This window comes from Alteromonas confluentis (assembly GCF_001757105.1).
In the GTDB taxonomy this organism is placed as follows: Bacteria; Pseudomonadota; Gammaproteobacteria; order Enterobacterales; family Alteromonadaceae; genus Alteromonas; species Alteromonas confluentis.
Genome location: NZ_MDHN01000029.1, coordinates 284,239 through 300,615, shown reverse-complemented (window position 1 = coordinate 300,615; position 16,377 = coordinate 284,239). Strand labels below are relative to the sequence as shown.

Below are 16,377 nucleotides of genomic sequence, written 5' to 3'. Positions count from 1 at the left end.
TCTATGTTATTAGCCCAATGTTATCTGAATCTTTGCAGCTTCCGCGTCCCAGATGGGCATTCGTTAAATAGCAAAGCATTATCCATGGAATTCCACTATGCATTACCAGGGCGAGCAGTTTGAGGGAAAACATTTTGATGAAGACCTCGAAGCCGTAAAATTTGAGAATTGCCGGTTTATCGATTGTGACTTTACCCGGGCAAAACTATCAGGCGCAGAATTCTCCGGTTGTGCCTTTACTACCTCCGACGGCGACAAAGGTTGCAGCTTTTCATTTGCTGATATTCGCGATACCAGCTTTCGTAATTGTCGTCTGGCACTGGCCAGCTTCCGTGGCGCCGACGGATTCGGCGCTGAATTCAGAGACTGTGATTTAAAAGGCGCTGATTTCAGGCAAGCGTCTTTCGCTAACTTCATCACCACAAAATCTTACTTTTGTTCAGTATTTATCACCGGCTGTAACTTAAGTTATGTTGACTTCGAAGGGCAGCTTTTCGAGAAGTGCGAATTATCAGAAAACATCTGGCGCGGCGCGAATCTCAGCGGCGTGAGTATGGATGGTGCAGACCTCAGTCGTGGAGATTTTTCTTCAGACAGCTGGGGCACATTCAGTCTGAAAAACTGTGATCTCCGCCATGTGGATTTACATGGTCTCGACATCCGCAGAATGGATTTAACCGGCGTAAAAATTTGCGACTGGCAACAGGAATCATTGCTCAGTCCTCTTGGGTTGGTGGTGAGCTAGAGATATAAACAACGTGAGCGTATAACAAGAGCAGTCGCTGAACGTTACGTATTTTGTTAACGTAAAGTTACACATTGATCTCTGAGATATCAGATATGCCTCAATTCGAGTTAGTTGATTTTGAAGCGCATTCTTCTTTCCGTTGTATGCGGCGTCGTGCCAACGACTTTAAGGAGGATCATTCGCTTCATTTCCATCCGCAATTTGAACTGACATGGATAGTGCGTAGTTCGGGGCTGCGATTTGTTGGTGACAGTATTGAGGATTACCAGGCGAATGATTTAGTGCTTTGCGGCCCCGACTTGCCGCATTGCTGGCAAAATAACCTGTTACATTCTGAAGATGTAGCAGAGTGGTTCACCATTCAGTTCGACGGGCAATTGTTGCCGGCTATTATGGAGAAAATGGCCGAATTCAAAGCCATTGCAAAAATGCTCAGAAACGCTACCTGTGGGCTACAGTTTGCACCGGTTCCGGAACATATTTACACGCATCTGCTTGCGATAGAGCAAGCAACCGGGTTTGAAAAATACAGCTTATTAATAAACCTGTTAAATACCCTTAGCCGCCTTAGCGCTCGCACGTTAGCTACTCCCGACTTTTTCCACGACAACGATGTAAGCCAAACATCCATCAATACACTGAATAAAGTGCACCTTTATCTTCACAAGCATTACGGGCAGGAAATACAGCAGAGCGACGTTGCCGAATTGGTGGGAATGACACCCTCCGCATTCAGTCGTTTTTACAAATCAGCGACGGGGCGCACGTTTTCTTCCATGGTAAAGCTTATTCGAATTAATGAAGCCGGTAAGATGCTGTCGGGCACAAGCTTTCCGGTAACATTGATTGCCAATGAATGCGGGTACCAGCACTCCTCTCACTTTGTGAATCACTTCAAGGAAATGAAGGGCATGAAACCAACAGAATATCGTTCGCTGGACCTTGGCCAATAGTGCTGCAAAAAACTGTTAACAAATAGATAATATTCTTATATTTCCTTTGTTCAGTGGCTTGTATATTCGCTCCCATCAAACAAAGAGGATGGGTAACATGAACGACGAACAGCTTGGCCGTTGCGGCGACGACTATATTGTTTCTTCCGAAGAGAAACTCGCCTATGAAAAAAATGGCTATATCACGCTTAGAAACGTGCTCACTGATGCGGAAATAGAGGGAATCGAACGGGATTTTGAGTATTTCATAACTGGAAAGGTGCCCGGAATGGGGCGCGATTTTTGTGACATGAGCGGCCCTTACGATCGTAAATTTGAAGATTTTGCGCTGGTTAACGCCATGCTTCCACGTAAATACAAACCGGATGTAGCAAACAACATCTACGAGAAACTCAGCGCTTCTATTTCTCGCCAGCTAATTGGTGACGATGCCACACTCGATTATGATCAATTTCTTGCTAAAAGACCAAACCGACCCGATGCAAAGTTCACACTGCATCAGGATCTCGGCTATTGGCCCACTGGCACGCCAGACACCATCACAGCGACCTGTTCGTTGGCCGTAGATGATGCTAACTCTGAAAATGGCTGCTTGTATGTGATCCCCGGTTCGCACAAAAAAGGACTAAGGGTACACAAACCCGTGCATGGTAAGTCATCCGCAGACCGAGACAGCTCACATATTCTCGGTGTGGAACTCTTAGATGGCGAAGCACTTATTGAGTTGCCGTTAAACAGAGGCGATATCACGGTACACAATGAACTTATCTTACATGGCTCTGGTGGAAATCGCTCGGAATCGAGCTGGCGCAGAACGTATATCACCGCCTTCAGAAGTAAGGCATGCGTGGAGTACGAACGCCAAATTGGCTTTACACATTCACACAACGATAAGGTGAATTGGGGAACGCATCTGGGGGCGTTAGGAAAATAAGGAACCCGCGGTTTTTCTTCCGCCACCAGGCACATTAAAACTCCGTTGCCAGCGTCTTCTTCAACTCATTGCTAAACCATTGCACTACGGGGCCGTGCTGGCGGCCTCGTGGCGTGATGATGTCTACCGGTACGCTCCAGGTTTTATGATCAAAAACCATGTCCATTTGCGTAAGTTTGCCGGTTTTTAGCGCATCCTCTGCCATAAATGCTGGCAGGTATGCCCAGCCAATTCCTTGCAGAAGTAATGACAGTGCGTGCTGGTAGCCTGAACACCACCACACGTTAGATGCCATGCTGATTAAGAATTGAGATTCACGTTTTGCGCTGCCGCGAACGGCTATCTGTTTGTGCTGTAGCAGCGCCGTTGAAGATATCTTGCTGGCATCTGCGAGGGGGTGTGACGGATGGCACACCGCGACAAAAGGTACGTTGGCAACGAAGAAGAAGTCTGTGGTTTTCATGGATTCAATTTCCGAAAACATGAGACCCAAGTCAATGTTACCGCTTTCAACCGCGAGAGCGATATCGTGAGAAGGAAGAGTGGCGAAGTCCAATTCCAGTGTAGAGAACCGGCTTTCGAGTCTGGCAATGAGCGCATAAATGGCAGGTGTCAGCATGCCGTCGTCTATAGCGATACTCAGCCGCGTTTCCTGAGACTGACTAATTGCCGCGGCTGTTTTCGACAACTCATCGGCTTGCACTAACAGACCCTGGGCCATTTTCAGTAAGCGTGTTCCTGCTTCTGTGAGGACAGGTTGTCTGGATGTGCGGTCGAACAATGTTACGCCTAAGTCAATTTCAAGATTGTTGATTGCCTGACTCACTGCCGACTGCACTTTCCCTGTCTTGCGGGCGCAGGCAGAAAACGAACCTTGTTCTGCGGCGATAACGAACATGCGAATATACTCAAGATTTAACATATCAGTAAAAGTGATAGTTGCTAACTGGTCTGCATTATAAATAAAGATAGTATGCCGCCCAATAGTTCATCATGTAATGAGGAAAACGATGAGTTGGGTTTATCTGGTACTGGCAGGGTTAACCGAAATTGGCTGGCCTCTGGGCCTGAAGTTATCTCAAAGCGGCCAGTACAAATGGGGTGGCATCGCCATGGCGATTGCATTTATGGGTGTCAGCGGCTTTTTACTGTATCTGGCACAAAGGGATATTCCTCTGGGCACCGCGTATGCCGTATGGACCGGCATAGGCGCTGCCGGTACATTTCTGGTGGGCGTTTTTGCTTTTGGCGACCCTACATCACTGCTGCGCTACATCGGCGTATTTTTGATTATATCCGGTGTGGTGCTGCTGAAAGTAGGATGAGAAATGTGAGGTGATATATCACCTCACAACATCAACTACTCACCATGGCCGCTTCTTCTAAAATCAGTGTGCGCAGCCAGCGGTGAATAGGGTCGCTGTCTACGGTAGGGTGCCACATCATGGCTTCCCGCAGGTCGGGAAAATCAAAGGGCATGGATAAAATGTCGATGGGCATGAAGGTGGCCATGAGTTCAGCAAAACGGCGGGGAATAATGGCCAGTCTGCCGGTGCTGACCACAGTAGTGCACAGTGAGGTAAAGTCGTTGGTGATCACTTCGACTTTGCGTTCGATGTTGCGCTCGTTAATCAGCCATTGCTCAATGCTTAATAAACTTACGCGGCCAAAACCCACTGAGGCGTGCCCCAGCGATGAGAAAATTTCAGGCGTCAGGCCACCCTGTGTGTCCGGGTTGTCTTTACAGGCAATGCAGGCCAGTTCATCGGTGGAGAAAAAAGCGTGAGGATATCCGTCTACGGTTTCACTTTCCGGCGCAATCACAATATCAATGCCGCTTTTCACCATGGTTTCTACTTCAACGGTAAAGGGGGAAAGAAATTCGAAAGTCATGCCTGGCGCCTGTTTCTGAACTTTCGCTAGTACACCGGCAAGGAACACCTGAATAATATAATCTGACGCAACAATGCGGAAATGCCGCTGGCTGGTGGCGGGCTCCAGTTTACGTTTATTAGTAATCGAGCCGCGCACAATATTCAGCATTTCTCTTACCGGTTCCTGCAGTTCCAGGGCGTAAGGCGTGGGCTGCATTTTACGGCCTATCTGCACCAGCAAATCATCATCAAAATAATGCCGCAACCGCGATAAAATACTGCTGGTGGCCGACTGTGACAGGTGCAGCTTGTCGGCTGTTCTGGTGATATTTTGTTCTTCCAGCAGTATGTCTAATGCTACCAATAAATTCAGATCCAGCTGTTCAAACCGCATAACGCCCTCGTTACCTGTTTAGGTATCTATGAAATTGATGCAAACCATCTATACATTCAATTTTTTGTTTGGTCAGCGCCCATTTAACATTGTTTCTCCATTAATTTAAATATTTTTAACAATAAAAATCGAATTTCTGTTCGGTTTGTGGAGCGGCGATGAAACTAGCCTCAATCGATAACGGTAGTCCGGACGGCCAACTGGTTGTTATCTCAAAAGATACTTCGCAAATGTGTCGTGTACACGGTTCTGCTGGCACCATGGCCGCGTGTCTGGCTGACTGGCAAAGTGTGCTTCCGGTACTTCAGGATATCAGCAGCGCACTGAACAATGGCACCTGTGAACAGGCCGAGCCGGTTGCCGGTGCCCGTTTCTTGGCGCCTTTACCCCGCACGTATCAGTGGCTGGATGGTTCATTGTTTATGAATCACGGCCATCTGATGCAAAAGGCGTTTAATCTCGACCCCATCGAAGACGCCGACAAATATCCGCTGATTTATCAGGGGGCCGGCGATGCCTTCACCGGATGCAACGACACCATCGCACTATATAACCCGGCTCATGGCGTAGATTTCGAAGGCGAGTTCGGTGTTCTGACCACGGATGTGCCTGTGGGTGCTACGCCCGACGAGGCCATGCAGGCCATCAAACTGGTGGTGCAACTGAATGACATCAGCTATCGCGGCCTCGCGCCTCGTGAAATGAAAACAGGATTCGGTTTTGTGCAGGCAAAAGGTGAAACCGCTTTTGCGCCGTTCGCGGTAACGCCGGATGAGTTTGGTGACAGCTGGGCAGACGGCAGAATCCATTTAACCCTCAATATCACCCGCAACGGCGAATGGTTTGGCAGTCCGTCGGGCAGTGAAATGCATTTTGGCTTTCACGAGCTCATTGCCCACGCCGCCACAACCCGTCCTATTAAAGCCGGCACGGTGTTTGGCTCCGGTACGGTTTCAAACGCAAAGCCGGAAGCCGGTCAGGCTTGTATCGCCGAGCTGCGCGCAAAAGAACTGATCATTCAGGGCAAGCCGCAAACCCCGTTTTTAAGCGACGGCGAAACGGTACACATGGTGTGCCGCGACAAGCAGGACCAGCCACTGTTCGGCGAAATCAATCAAACAGTAAAAGGAGGCTAATATGTTCAGCCCCAATGATTTTGACATCGTAGATTTGTCCGTCACGCTGGACAACAACCCTCACACCGATCCGCCGCCGCTGTTGCCGAAGATTGATTATATGGATCATCAGGAAGGCTGGCCGGAAATGGAGGCTATGTTTCCTGGCCTTACTCTCGACCAGTTACCTGGCAACGAATCCTGGGCAGCAGAACGCCTTCAAATCACCACCCACAGTGGTACGCACATGGACGCGCCATGGCATTACGCATCGACCACCGACGGCGGCAAGCCCGCTTTTGGTATTGATGAATTGCCTCTCGACTGGTGTATGCGCCCGGGTGTGAAGCTGGATTTCCGCAACATGGAAGACGGCTATGTGGTGACCGCAGAAGACATCGAAGCTGAGCTGAAGCGCATTAACTATGAACTTCAACCGCTGGATATCGTGGTGGTGAATACCCGCGCCGGTGCCATTTTCGGCGAGCCGGGTTATCTGGAAGCCGGTGTGGGCCTAGGCCGCGAAGCCACCATGTACCTCCTTGAAAAAGGCGTGCGGGTAGTGGGCACCGATGCCTGGAGCTGGGATGCACCCTTCAAATATACCCGCGAACGCTTCGCTGAATCCGGCGATGCGTCAATTATCTGGGAAGGCCATAAAGCCGGCCGTGATATCGGTTACGGACAAATGGAAAAGCTTTCCAACCTTGAGTCACTTCCCGCGTCCGGATTCTGGATTTCCTGTTTCCCTTACAAAATTAAAAAGGCATCGGCGGGCTTTGTTCGTGCCGTCGCGTTCGTGCCTAAAAAGACGAATTCTTAAGAGGAGTTATCATGTTTAAGTATTTCCCCACCAACTATGTGTGGAACCTGTCAGTCGACCTCGCCATTGAAATGGGTGCCCGTATCGGTGAAATCGAAGAGATGTGTGCACCGCTGCAGGAAGCCGCAAAGAAAAAAGACAAAGAGGGTACCGAAGCGTTCCGCAATACCTGGGCAAACATGGCAGACAAGCTGTGTGTGCTGGCTGAAGAAGACGAGCAGGCTGGCCGTATGATTTCTGCCGGTGAAAAGTACATGCGCGCTTCCTCGTACCTCATCACCTGTGAGCGTTTGCAGGCTCACAATGCCCCTGGTCGTCTTGAGCTGTACAAGCGCGAACTGGAATTGTTCGAACGTGGCATGGCACTGAAAGGTGCGAACTGTAAGCGCGTTGAAATTCCTTATGAAGGCAAACATCTGTCCGGTCTTTACGTGAAAGCGAAAAACGTAGACGGCCCGGCACCGCTGTTAATTCAGGTAAACGGTCTGGATTCCACCAAAGAAATGAAATATCTCGTTGGCTTACCACAATGGCTGGCCGACCGCGGCGTATCGTCTCTGGTACTGGATCAGCCGGGTACCGGCGAAGCCTTACGCCTGCAGGGTATTCATGCCCGTTTCGATAGCGAACACTGGGCATCACCGGTGGTTGACTGGCTGGAGCAGCATCCTGAAGTGGATAGCAGCCGCATCGGTATGGAAGGGGTGTCGTTAGGGGGCTATTACTGCCCGCGCGCGGTGGCGAACGAGCCGCGCCTGGCACTGGGTGTGTGCTGGGGGGCAAATCACGACTGGCGTGATGTGCAGAAGCGCCGCCTGGAAAAAGAAGGTGACTTCCCTGTGCCGCACTACTGGAATCACGTGTGCTGGGTATGGGGCGCAAAAGACATCGACGAGTTCATGACCATTGCTGAAAACGTGTGTCTGGACGGGGAAGTAGAAAAAATCAACGTGCCTTTCCTGGTCACCCACGGTTCGAAAGACTCACAAATCCCGCTTAAGTGGGCAGAGCGCACCTACGAGCAACTGGTCAACAGTCCTAAGCGTGAATTGAAAGTGTTCACTGAACGTGAAGGCGGTGTACAGCACTCCAGCTTCGACAACAGCATCAACGCCGGTCACTACATTGCTGACTGGGTAGCGGAAACGTTCAACGCCCGCACATCGATTGAAGGATAAAATCATGAATATTATCGGACCGGATTTATTGATTTTTGGTGTTGATGATGTGGAAGCCTGTAAACAGTTTGCGCTGGATTACGGTTTAACGCAGGCATCTGAACACCGCTTTGTTGCCCTTGATGGCACGGGTATTGATATTTACAGCAAAGACGACAGCTGTTTGCCGGCACCGCTGGAAACCGGCTCAAGTATCCGCAAAACCATTTACGGCGTGGCAGATACCGCAACCGTGGATGCCATTTACGACGAACTGTCGAAAGACCGTGAAGTAAAACGTCTGGATGACGGCAGTATTGAAGCTGTGGATGACATGGGTTTTGTGCTGGGCTTTCAGGTCACTATGCGCAAACCGCTGGATATGCCGGCAGAGAAAATTAATGCACCGGGCGCACCTGCACAGCGTCCGGCCAATGAAACTGGTGTATCGAAAGACTTTACGCCGGAACCGCGCACTTTGTCTCACGTGGTGTACTTCGTGCCGGATTACAAAAAAGCCGAAGCATTCTACGCAGAACGTCTGGGCTTTATCACCACCGACCGCTTCAGTCATGTGGGTCCTTTCATGCGTCCTGCAGGCACTACCGATCACCACACGCTGTTCTTCCTGAACACGCCGCCGCACATGAAAGGTATTGAGCACTTTACCTTCCACATGTCTGGCCCGACTACGGTGGTGCAGGCCGGTAACCGCATGGTGGAAAAAGGTTACCAGAGCTTCTGGGGGCCGGGTCGTCACATCTTCGGTTCTAACTGGTTCTGGTACTTCAAGAGCCCGTTTGGCTGCAACATGGAATTCGATGCCGACATGGATCTTCATGATGACAACTGGGATGCCCGCGAAGCCTTGCCGGGTGCGGATAACTCGCAGGTGTTCCTGCTGCAGTACCGCGAAAAGTGGGCACCAATGGGCCCGCCGCCACCGAAAGGCTGATTGTCATGAACCAAGGTGTCCTGCTCTGTAAGTTGGATGATTTACCCGACAATAGTTCCCGGGGTTTTTTGCCTGATGCCCAGGGTCAGGACACCGTTTTTATTGTGCGCCGTGGCAGCAAGCTGTATGGCTACAGCGATGTTTGTCCGCACTATGGCGATACCGCCTTACCCTGGAAGAAAGATGTTTATCTGGATGCCGGTGGTGACTACATCGTTTGTGCGGCGCATGGCGCGTTATTTACACCCGACACCGGAGAGTGTGTGAAAGGGCCGTGCAGGGGCGATTTCTTAACGCCACTGAAAATCACGGTAACCGCTGAACAGGATGTCGTTTTACTCTGTGAATCACGAGGAAAAGAACAATGAGCGCATGCGTAAATAAAGTATTGATTATTGGAGGTGGCTTCTCAGGTATGTCTGCCGCTATCGAAATGAGTAAGCGCGGTATAAAGGTTGATCTCATTGAGATTGATAAGAACTGGCGTACCGACGGTGCCGGGATCAGCATTGGCGGCGCCACCATAAGAGCACTGCGTCAAATCGGTGTACTGGATGAATTTAAGGCGCAGGGCGCTACCCACGCTGGTTTGGATGTGCATGCGCCCGACGGTACGCATCTGGCGCATATTCCAGCTCCGCCAGTGGTGGGCAACGAAGCACCCTGTGAAGGTGCCATTATGCGCCCGGTACTGGCCAAAATTCTGGCAGCCAAAACCCGCGAATACGACGTGAATGTGCGCTTAGGTATTACCTTTGAGAACATCAACGATAAAGGCGACAGCGTAGAAGTGACCTTTACCGACGGAACCCGTGGCGAATACGACCTGGTGGTCGGTTCAGACGGCCTGATGTCATCGGCAAGAACTACATTGTTCCCTGATGCACCCAAGCCATCTTACATCGGCCAGGGCGTATGGCGTGCAATTTTGCCCCGTATTCCTGAAATTGAAAACATCCACATGTGGATGGGTAAGAACGTGAAAGTGGGTGTAAACCCTATGTCGAAAGATGAGATGTACATGTTCATTACCGAAAACCGGGCGGACAACGAGTTTATTGAACCGGCAACGTTCAAAGAGCGCTTTATTGCGCTGCTGGAGTCTTTCCCGGCCCCGGTTGTACAGCAAATGAAAGGCATGCTGCATGAAAAGTCGATGATTCACTATCGTCCGCTGGAAAGCATGTTGATGCGTGCGCCCTGGTATTCAAACCGCGTAGTGCTTATCGGTGATACCGTGCATGCGACTACGCCACATCTGGCATCCGGTGCCTGCATCGGACTTGAAGATGCCATTGTGCTGGCAGAAGAACTGGATGACAAAGCCACGTTGTCTCAGGCTTTAAGCGCATTCCAGGCCCGCCGGTGGGAGCGTTGTCGCCTGGTGGTTGAAAACTCCGGTCGCCTTGCTGAAATCGAAATTGAAGGCGGAGACAAAATGGAACACGCCGGCATCATGCGCGATTCTGCCATTGCGATGGCACAGCCGCTTTAAGCACTATTCAGCGATAAAAAAAGGTGCGCTTTGTATCAGCGCACCTTCATCATTGCGGATAAGTCATCGCTTATCAGAACTCGTAACTTAAATTCGCGAATACCATTCTTGGTCTGGCATAGGCGGCTTCTGCATAGCCACTGCCTGAACCTAAAGACGAGTTACCAGATACGCGGTAAATCTCATCGGTGGCGTTGTTAATGCCCAATGCTACTTTCCAGTCCATATCCGGCGATTCGATGACGACCGAAATATCAACCAGCGTATAGGCATCGTTTTGCGCAATGGCTTCGGTGTTTGCCGCATCAAAATATACCGGGTCGCTGTAGGAAATATCAATGCGGGGCTGAATACCGTAGCCGTCAATTTCGCCGTAGTAACCAATACCGATATTCCCTTGTAATTCAGGCGCGAAAGGTAACTGATTGCCTTCTGCGGGCCCTGCACTTACCGGACGGCCGGGCACTTCTATTTGAACCGCTTCATCAATAGACGTATCGAGGTAACCCAAACCGCCTTCGATGATCCAGTTATCGTGAGGGATCCAGGTGAATTCCAGTTCGGCACCATCAATGGAAGCCTTACCTGCATTGAACAGCCATGGCGCAATGAATACCCGGTAACTGAATTGCAGGTTGGAATAGTCAGAGCTGAAAACCGCACCGTTTAAGCGGAATTCGCTGGTAATGTCAGATTTAAAGCCCAGTTCATAGGTTTTCACTTCTTCCTGATCGAACAGGTGACCGGCGTCCAGGTCAGACTGCTCAAGAGCGAAGTTAAAGGTTGAATTCCAACCGCCGCCTTTAAAGCCTTCGGAATAGCTGGTGTACACCATGGTGTCTTTGGATACCGTATAGCTTAAGTTCGCCGCCACTGTGGTGGCCGAGAAGTCATGTTCATACAACTTCTTTTCCAGGTATTTGGTGTCCGGGTCGGCGTAATTGAACTGATCAGGAATTGAGCCTTTGGTTTCTGAGGTATAACGAATACCGAACGTACCGGCCAGCTTGTCGGTGAAGTCGTAAGTGGCCTGAGCGAAATAAGCCATGGCTTCGTTATCGGTGATATTGTTGTCGCTGTCGAGGTGGCAACGGTTTGTGCCCTCTCCGCAGGTAAAGCCGTCACCCCGGTCGCCTACCTGCACTGTCAGAATGTCCGTCACTTTTTCAGTGTAGTAAAATGCCCCGGCAATGGCCGACAGATCATCACCGGTGTAAGTCAGTTGCAGTTCCTGGCTGAACTGGTCGCCTGAGGAATCAAAATCGGTGTGCAAGATAGTAAATGGCGTGTTGTCAGCATCCCGTTTACCGGTCCAGGCTAGGTCGCGGTATGCCGTAACAGATTTAAGCTGCAAATCACTGTTTATGGCATATTCAAGGTGCAGAGATGTGCCCCAGTTTTTCAGCTCACTGCCAACTTCTGCAGTGCCATTGCTGGTAAACGGGCCGCTGTTCCACTGATTGTTCGCACAGGCCGAATCGGTATTCTCACCCACGTAACCACGGGGGCCGCCGCCAACCGTCACAAGACCTGAAACGTCCAGCGCCGAGCCTTCAGCGGTCGTGACCGGGCGGCCAGGAGGACCAGGCAGTGCAACCCAGGCGTCACTGCAACCTGCCGCTACACTTTGGTTTGCTGCAAACCAGCCGGGATTGGCCGCCGCGCCGGTTTCATTCACGTCGTTATTGTTATTGTAACCGGCAAATACCAGCGGAGAGCCGTTTTCATCTGCTTCGGTGTAGTCAAAATTTAGCTTGGCGGTAAAGTTACCGGCGGGTTCGTATAAGAATTTAGCCGTTGCAGTCGTGTTATTGGTGTCACCTAAATCCAGACCATCGTAGGCGCGGGTAACATAACCATCCTGCTTTTTTGTACCAAGGGTGAAGCGGCTGAACAAGTCATCCGCTAAGGGTATATCCACTGCACCAGAGAGTTCCAACAGGCTGTCACTGCCAATGCCGGCTTTGACTTTGCCCCCAAATTCATCGCCGGGTTGCTGCGTATTGATAATAACCGCACCACCAATGGTGTTGCGACCAAACAGTGTACCTTGCGGGCCGCGTAGTACCTGAACACTTTCGATATCCCGCATTTCCATGGTGCCGCCGACAGATTGCCCCATGTACACATCGTCAATGTACAACCCGACGCCCGGGTCAGTGTTGGCCCTTGAGCTGATTTGTCCTACGCCCCGAATAAACACAACCGAAGAATTGTTGTTACCTGCTAAAGGCGCATTATTAGTAAATTGCAGGTTAGGGGTAATTTTGCCGATGTCGTCAGTACCGGAGATTTGGCGGCGTTCCAGGGCATCGCCGTTGAATGATGTCACTGAAATAGGCACTTCCTGCAAGTTCTCAGTCACTTTACGGGCAGTTACCTCTATGGTTTCCAGTTTATATTTGCCCTGACTTTGTGTGTCATCAGTTTGTGCCGACGCACCGGGACTTGTCAGTCCGCCTTGCAAAGCAATGGTCACGGCCACAGCCAGACCTTTGCGGGAAAATAATACCGCACTGGGAGAGCGCGCTTTCTTCGTTTGGGTAGGATTCATGGTTACACCTGCTCATGGTTTTATGTATTTTTTGTTTTTGTCTGGTTATGCAGCACAAACTGCGATCTCCAGACTTGTCCGAAATGTTAAAACCGTTAACTTGGTGTAACAATTGGCCGTATTGAAACAGTTTGTTCGCCGATGGGAAACAATGGAGGGAATAAAATGCGGTGATAAAAAAGCCTCGAATCTCTGGGAGATGACGAGGCTTAATTCATTTTCAAATTGTTGCTGGTGTAAACAACAGCACAGCAGAGAAGCAAATCTAGTGTGCGGCTTTTTCGCAGCGAAATGAACCTTCAATCACGCTGCAGTTTAGTTGGCTATCGGGTTTGAAAAAGCGGTTGCCTGCCCAGTCATAAGAGGGCATAGACGGCCCCGAAACCGGTTTGTAATTCGCCGCTACACGCCAGTCGCCTTCGCCAGTGTACGCTGCAACTGTAGGGTAAGGGTAAACCGGCCAGCTTCGCTTCACATAGTCAACGTCTACCACCGTCGCGGCTTTTCCGTCAGGTGAACCCATTATCGCCGGCGCTTTTTGCTCGTCGTCTTTTCGGGGCGGACCGGCATGTTGATTACCTGCGGTGCCGTCATGACTGGCAATTATCGCTTCAGGCTTTATGCCCTGTTCTACCCACGCCATCATCGGGGTGAGTAAGTCGAAATCGTGTGGGCCGGTGCCGCCATCGCAGTGATACATGCCCGGGAACAGGTAGAGCTGCATGAAATCGCTGACGTCCTTGCCTCCGGACGATGCCTTTTTTGCCGCTTCGTAATAAGTAACCGTATTTACCGGTGAGATGTGCGGATCCTGTAGTCCGTGCCAGATGATCAGCTTGCCGCCGCGCTCACGGAAGGCATTGATATCAGGGTTTGTGCCGCTGTACAAACCGTTCAGTGGCCTTATGTTATTGAAGTTGTTTTCGGTGAACTGAAAGTCGTCAAGGGTATAATTTGCGGGAGGATTCTGCTGATAAATCAGGTTCTTAGTCGCACCGTCAGCAATCATGGTACTGAATATCTGCTCGCTGCCTGCCCGTGGCACATACACGCCAACCCAGGACAGTTCAGAACCGGGTTGCGGGCCACCCAGCGTCAGCGCTTTACCGGTGGAGGGATCTTTAGGGCCGTCGTACAGCTTTTTCGCTGCATCTATTTTTCCCTGTGTCAGGCAGTTTTCGCTGTCACCTTCCTTGCACAGGGTAACCTGCGGATCAAAGTCACACTGGAAAGGCTGTGAAATAATGCCGTCTTTAAGTCCGTCCTGTTCGTCACAGGCAGCGACTGCTGCGTTGTAAAGTATCGGCATATCTGCTGCGTGCAAGATGGCGTTACCGTCGGCTCCGGTGTTCGAGCGCGCCTGCCATCCGTGGAAAAAACTGTTCTGCACAGAAAAGTTCATTGCTGGCGCACCGGCAATGATGCCGTCGAAATCGTCGGGATACCGCTGCGCTTCAACCAGGGCTTCGCGACCCCCATCTGAACAACCGTTGAAGTAAGCGTATTTTGCGGGCTGACCGTAGTATTCTTTTATCAGCGCTTTCGACGCTAACGCGGTAATATGCACACCGCGATAGGCAAAATCGATGCGCTTTTGCGGGTTCTGGCCGAAACTACCGCCCATGCCCTTGTGCCCCATGTCTGTACTGGCTAAAGCAAACCCATCAGACTCCACTGCCTTGCAGCCGTCGGCAGCACCAATATTCATGTTTATCATACCGCAAAGGCCACCACAGCCCAGTTGCATGAAGCGCTGTGTCCACGACGCTTTTGGCAGCGTCACTTTGAAACCCACAGTGGGAGCCATGGTGCCTTCAACCACGCAGGTTGTTTTGCCGTTGACGGTTTGCTCTGACGCTGATGTGATCTTGCTACCTTCACCCCCGACTTTGGTTAAATCGAATGTCAGCAGATTTTCACAGCTCGCTACTGGTGTAACGATGTTCAATGATAGTGGAGAGTTCAGTGATGATGTGGAATCCGCAGCGGGTAGTTCGCTTTTAGCTTCTGGTTTCTTATCAGTTGCCTGCTGACCACAGGCGCTGAGAAAGACACTGAAAATAGCAATACAAGCAGCGACCAGTGGGGTTTTATAACGATGAAACATAAGCGCTCCTTATTTGTTTTTACCCGATACCGAATAGGTCATTGCCACTTTGCGGGTCTCCAAAAACGCTTCCAGTGTTTTGCCGCTCATCTGCGCGTACACATCCAGATTGGTCATACCCAGTACCGCAGCCATCTTTTCCAGGCTAAAGAAGATAACGCCATAATGAATAAGGCCAATCCAGTCCCGTTGACTAAGCAGGTCACATTCCTGCTCTGATAAGCTGAATTCTTCAAATAATGCCTGTGGCTCAGTAACAAAGCGCTGGCGATGTGCAGGTTCGATGAGACGATGCAGGAAGTCATTCAGACGATACGCACGATGAGATACTTCCAGTGTAAACGGGTGCGTGCCCTCAATCTGCTCAACGTTTTTTAGCTGGTGGCCAACGTGAATACGATGTGCTTCTCTGGTGGCTTCACTGGTGTGGCTTTGATTTTCAAAAATGATGGTGGCCATATTGGTCATCGACGGGCAGTGGGTGGTTTTATGCACGCACGTAACATTAGAAGATAACGCGCCGCGCATAATTAACCACATAATGACTTCTGCGCCTTCCATCCCACCAAGTTCTGCATATTGGGCATGAGTGAGGTGGGTTAATGTTTCCGGGTCGTGCTCAAGCAAAGTGAGGAATGTGTCGTCCCACTTCTCGTTGTTAAATCCGCAACGCTCGCCGTGCACCTGATGAGACAGGCCGCCGGTAGCAACAATGGCCACATCGAGATCTTCAGGGTAGCTTTCAATGGCTTTACGCAAAGCTTTACCCAGCTTAAAACAGCGCTTTGCAGTGGGTACCGGAAATTGCAAAACACCCACCTGAAGCGGCACAACTGCACCAGACCAGGCGTTACCGCGATCAGTCATCATGGAAAGTGGCGAGAACATGCCGTGATCAACGGGTTTGTTTTGAAAAAAAGACAAGTCAAATTCATCGGCAAACAATGAGTGGCCTATATGCCTGGCCAATTCAGCGTGTCCGGCTACAGGCGGATACTCGCGGGGACCGCCTCCCTCATCAGCCGTTTCGTATTTTGAATCGACACCCAGAACGAAAGGCGAGTAGTGATCGAAAAAGAAAGAGGTGATGTGGTCGTTATAAATGACAAACAGCACATCCGGTTTCCTTTTTTCCAGCCAGGCGGTGACGGGCTCAAAAATGTCAAATGTGCCGGTCCATTGTGCGTCTGCTTTGGTATGTCTGTCTTTAGCAAAGCCAATGGTTGGCGTGTGAGAGGCACCGATGCCGCCAATAATTCTGGCCATGA

The 16,377-nt window shown here is 50.5% G+C and carries 15 protein-coding genes; 10 read left to right on the top strand and 5 right to left on the bottom strand.

Going from position 1 to position 16,377, the window contains the following annotated elements:
• Positions 1–97: 97 nt before the first annotated feature.
• The 3 genes from BFC18_RS12970 (at position 98) to BFC18_RS12960 (ending at position 2,635) form a co-directional block, all read left to right on the top strand.
• Entirely contained in the window at positions 98–745 is a 648-nt protein-coding gene (locus BFC18_RS12970) for a Qnr family pentapeptide repeat protein (protein WP_070125973.1), read from the top strand.
• A gap of 95 nt (positions 746–840) precedes the next feature.
• Positions 841–1,701 (top strand): AraC family transcriptional regulator, encoded by an 861-nt coding sequence (locus tag BFC18_RS12965; RefSeq protein ID WP_070125972.1) that lies wholly within the window; start codon positions 841–843, stop codon positions 1,699–1,701.
• Positions 1,702–1,798: 97 nt separating this feature from the next.
• Positions 1,799–2,635: a phytanoyl-CoA dioxygenase family protein gene (locus tag BFC18_RS12960; protein ID WP_070125971.1), complete on the top strand. Its 837-nt coding sequence runs from the start codon at positions 1,799–1,801 to the stop codon at positions 2,633–2,635.
• 34 nt (positions 2,636–2,669) lie between these two features.
• On the opposite strand, the gene BFC18_RS12955 is transcribed toward BFC18_RS12960, so the two are convergent.
• Positions 2,670–3,533 carry a LysR family transcriptional regulator gene (locus tag BFC18_RS12955; RefSeq protein ID WP_245680379.1) on the bottom strand — a complete coding sequence of 288 codons (864 nt, stop codon included), beginning with the start codon at positions 3,531–3,533 and terminating at the stop codon, positions 2,670–2,672.
• A 112-nt stretch (positions 3,534–3,645) separates the two neighbouring features.
• Between BFC18_RS12955 and BFC18_RS12950 the strand changes: the two genes are divergently transcribed.
• Positions 3,646–3,960: a DMT family transporter gene (locus tag BFC18_RS12950; protein ID WP_070125969.1), complete on the top strand. Its 315-nt coding sequence runs from the start codon at positions 3,646–3,648 to the stop codon at positions 3,958–3,960.
• Between the two features lie 31 nt (positions 3,961–3,991).
• On the opposite strand, the gene BFC18_RS12945 is transcribed toward BFC18_RS12950, so the two are convergent.
• Entirely contained in the window at positions 3,992–4,903 is a 912-nt protein-coding gene (locus BFC18_RS12945) for a LysR substrate-binding domain-containing protein (RefSeq protein WP_070125968.1), read from the bottom strand.
• A 158-nt stretch (positions 4,904–5,061) separates the two neighbouring features.
• Between BFC18_RS12945 and BFC18_RS12940 the strand changes: the two genes are divergently transcribed.
• The 6 genes from BFC18_RS12940 to BFC18_RS12915 are packed head-to-tail and all read left to right on the top strand — an operon-like array spanning position 5,062 to position 10,448.
• The gene (locus BFC18_RS12940) at positions 5,062–6,039 is read left to right on the top strand and encodes a fumarylacetoacetate hydrolase family protein (RefSeq protein WP_070125967.1); all 978 of its coding nucleotides are present in this window, start codon (positions 5,062–5,064) and stop codon (positions 6,037–6,039) included.
• A gap of 1 nt (position 6,040) precedes the next feature.
• Positions 6,041–6,841 carry a cyclase family protein gene (locus BFC18_RS12935; protein WP_070125966.1) on the top strand — a complete coding sequence of 267 codons (801 nt, stop codon included), beginning with the start codon at positions 6,041–6,043 and terminating at the stop codon, positions 6,839–6,841.
• An 11-nt stretch (positions 6,842–6,852) separates the two neighbouring features.
• Entirely contained in the window at positions 6,853–8,019 is a 1,167-nt protein-coding gene (locus BFC18_RS12930) for an alpha/beta hydrolase family protein (protein WP_070125965.1), read from the top strand.
• Between the two features lie 4 nt (positions 8,020–8,023).
• Complete coding sequence (locus BFC18_RS12925) at positions 8,024–8,953, top strand: VOC family protein (protein ID WP_070125964.1); 930 nt, start codon at positions 8,024–8,026, stop codon at positions 8,951–8,953.
• A gap of 5 nt (positions 8,954–8,958) precedes the next feature.
• On the top strand, positions 8,959–9,321 hold the full coding sequence (locus BFC18_RS12920) for a Rieske (2Fe-2S) protein (protein WP_070125963.1): 363 nt from the start codon (positions 8,959–8,961) through the stop codon (positions 9,319–9,321).
• Positions 9,318–10,448 (top strand): FAD-dependent oxidoreductase, encoded by a 1,131-nt coding sequence (locus BFC18_RS12915; RefSeq protein WP_070125962.1) that lies wholly within the window; start codon positions 9,318–9,320, stop codon positions 10,446–10,448. Before BFC18_RS12920 ends, BFC18_RS12915 begins: the two co-directional genes overlap by 4 nt.
• A gap of 73 nt (positions 10,449–10,521) precedes the next feature.
• On the opposite strand, the gene BFC18_RS12910 is transcribed toward BFC18_RS12915, so the two are convergent.
• The 3 genes from BFC18_RS12910 to BFC18_RS12900 all read right to left on the bottom strand — a co-directional run bounded on the left by BFC18_RS12910 (position 10,522) and on the right by BFC18_RS12900 (position 16,375).
• Entirely contained in the window at positions 10,522–13,002 is a 2,481-nt protein-coding gene (locus BFC18_RS12910; RefSeq protein WP_070125961.1) for a TonB-dependent receptor, read from the bottom strand.
• Positions 13,003–13,267: 265 nt separating this feature from the next.
• On the bottom strand, positions 13,268–15,109 hold the full coding sequence (locus BFC18_RS12905; RefSeq protein ID WP_070125960.1) for a tannase/feruloyl esterase family alpha/beta hydrolase: 1,842 nt from the start codon (positions 15,107–15,109) through the stop codon (positions 13,268–13,270).
• A 9-nt stretch (positions 15,110–15,118) separates the two neighbouring features.
• On the bottom strand, positions 15,119–16,375 hold the full coding sequence (locus tag BFC18_RS12900; RefSeq protein WP_070125959.1) for a gallate dioxygenase: 1,257 nt from the start codon (positions 16,373–16,375) through the stop codon (positions 15,119–15,121).
• Positions 16,376–16,377 lie beyond the last annotated feature (2 nt).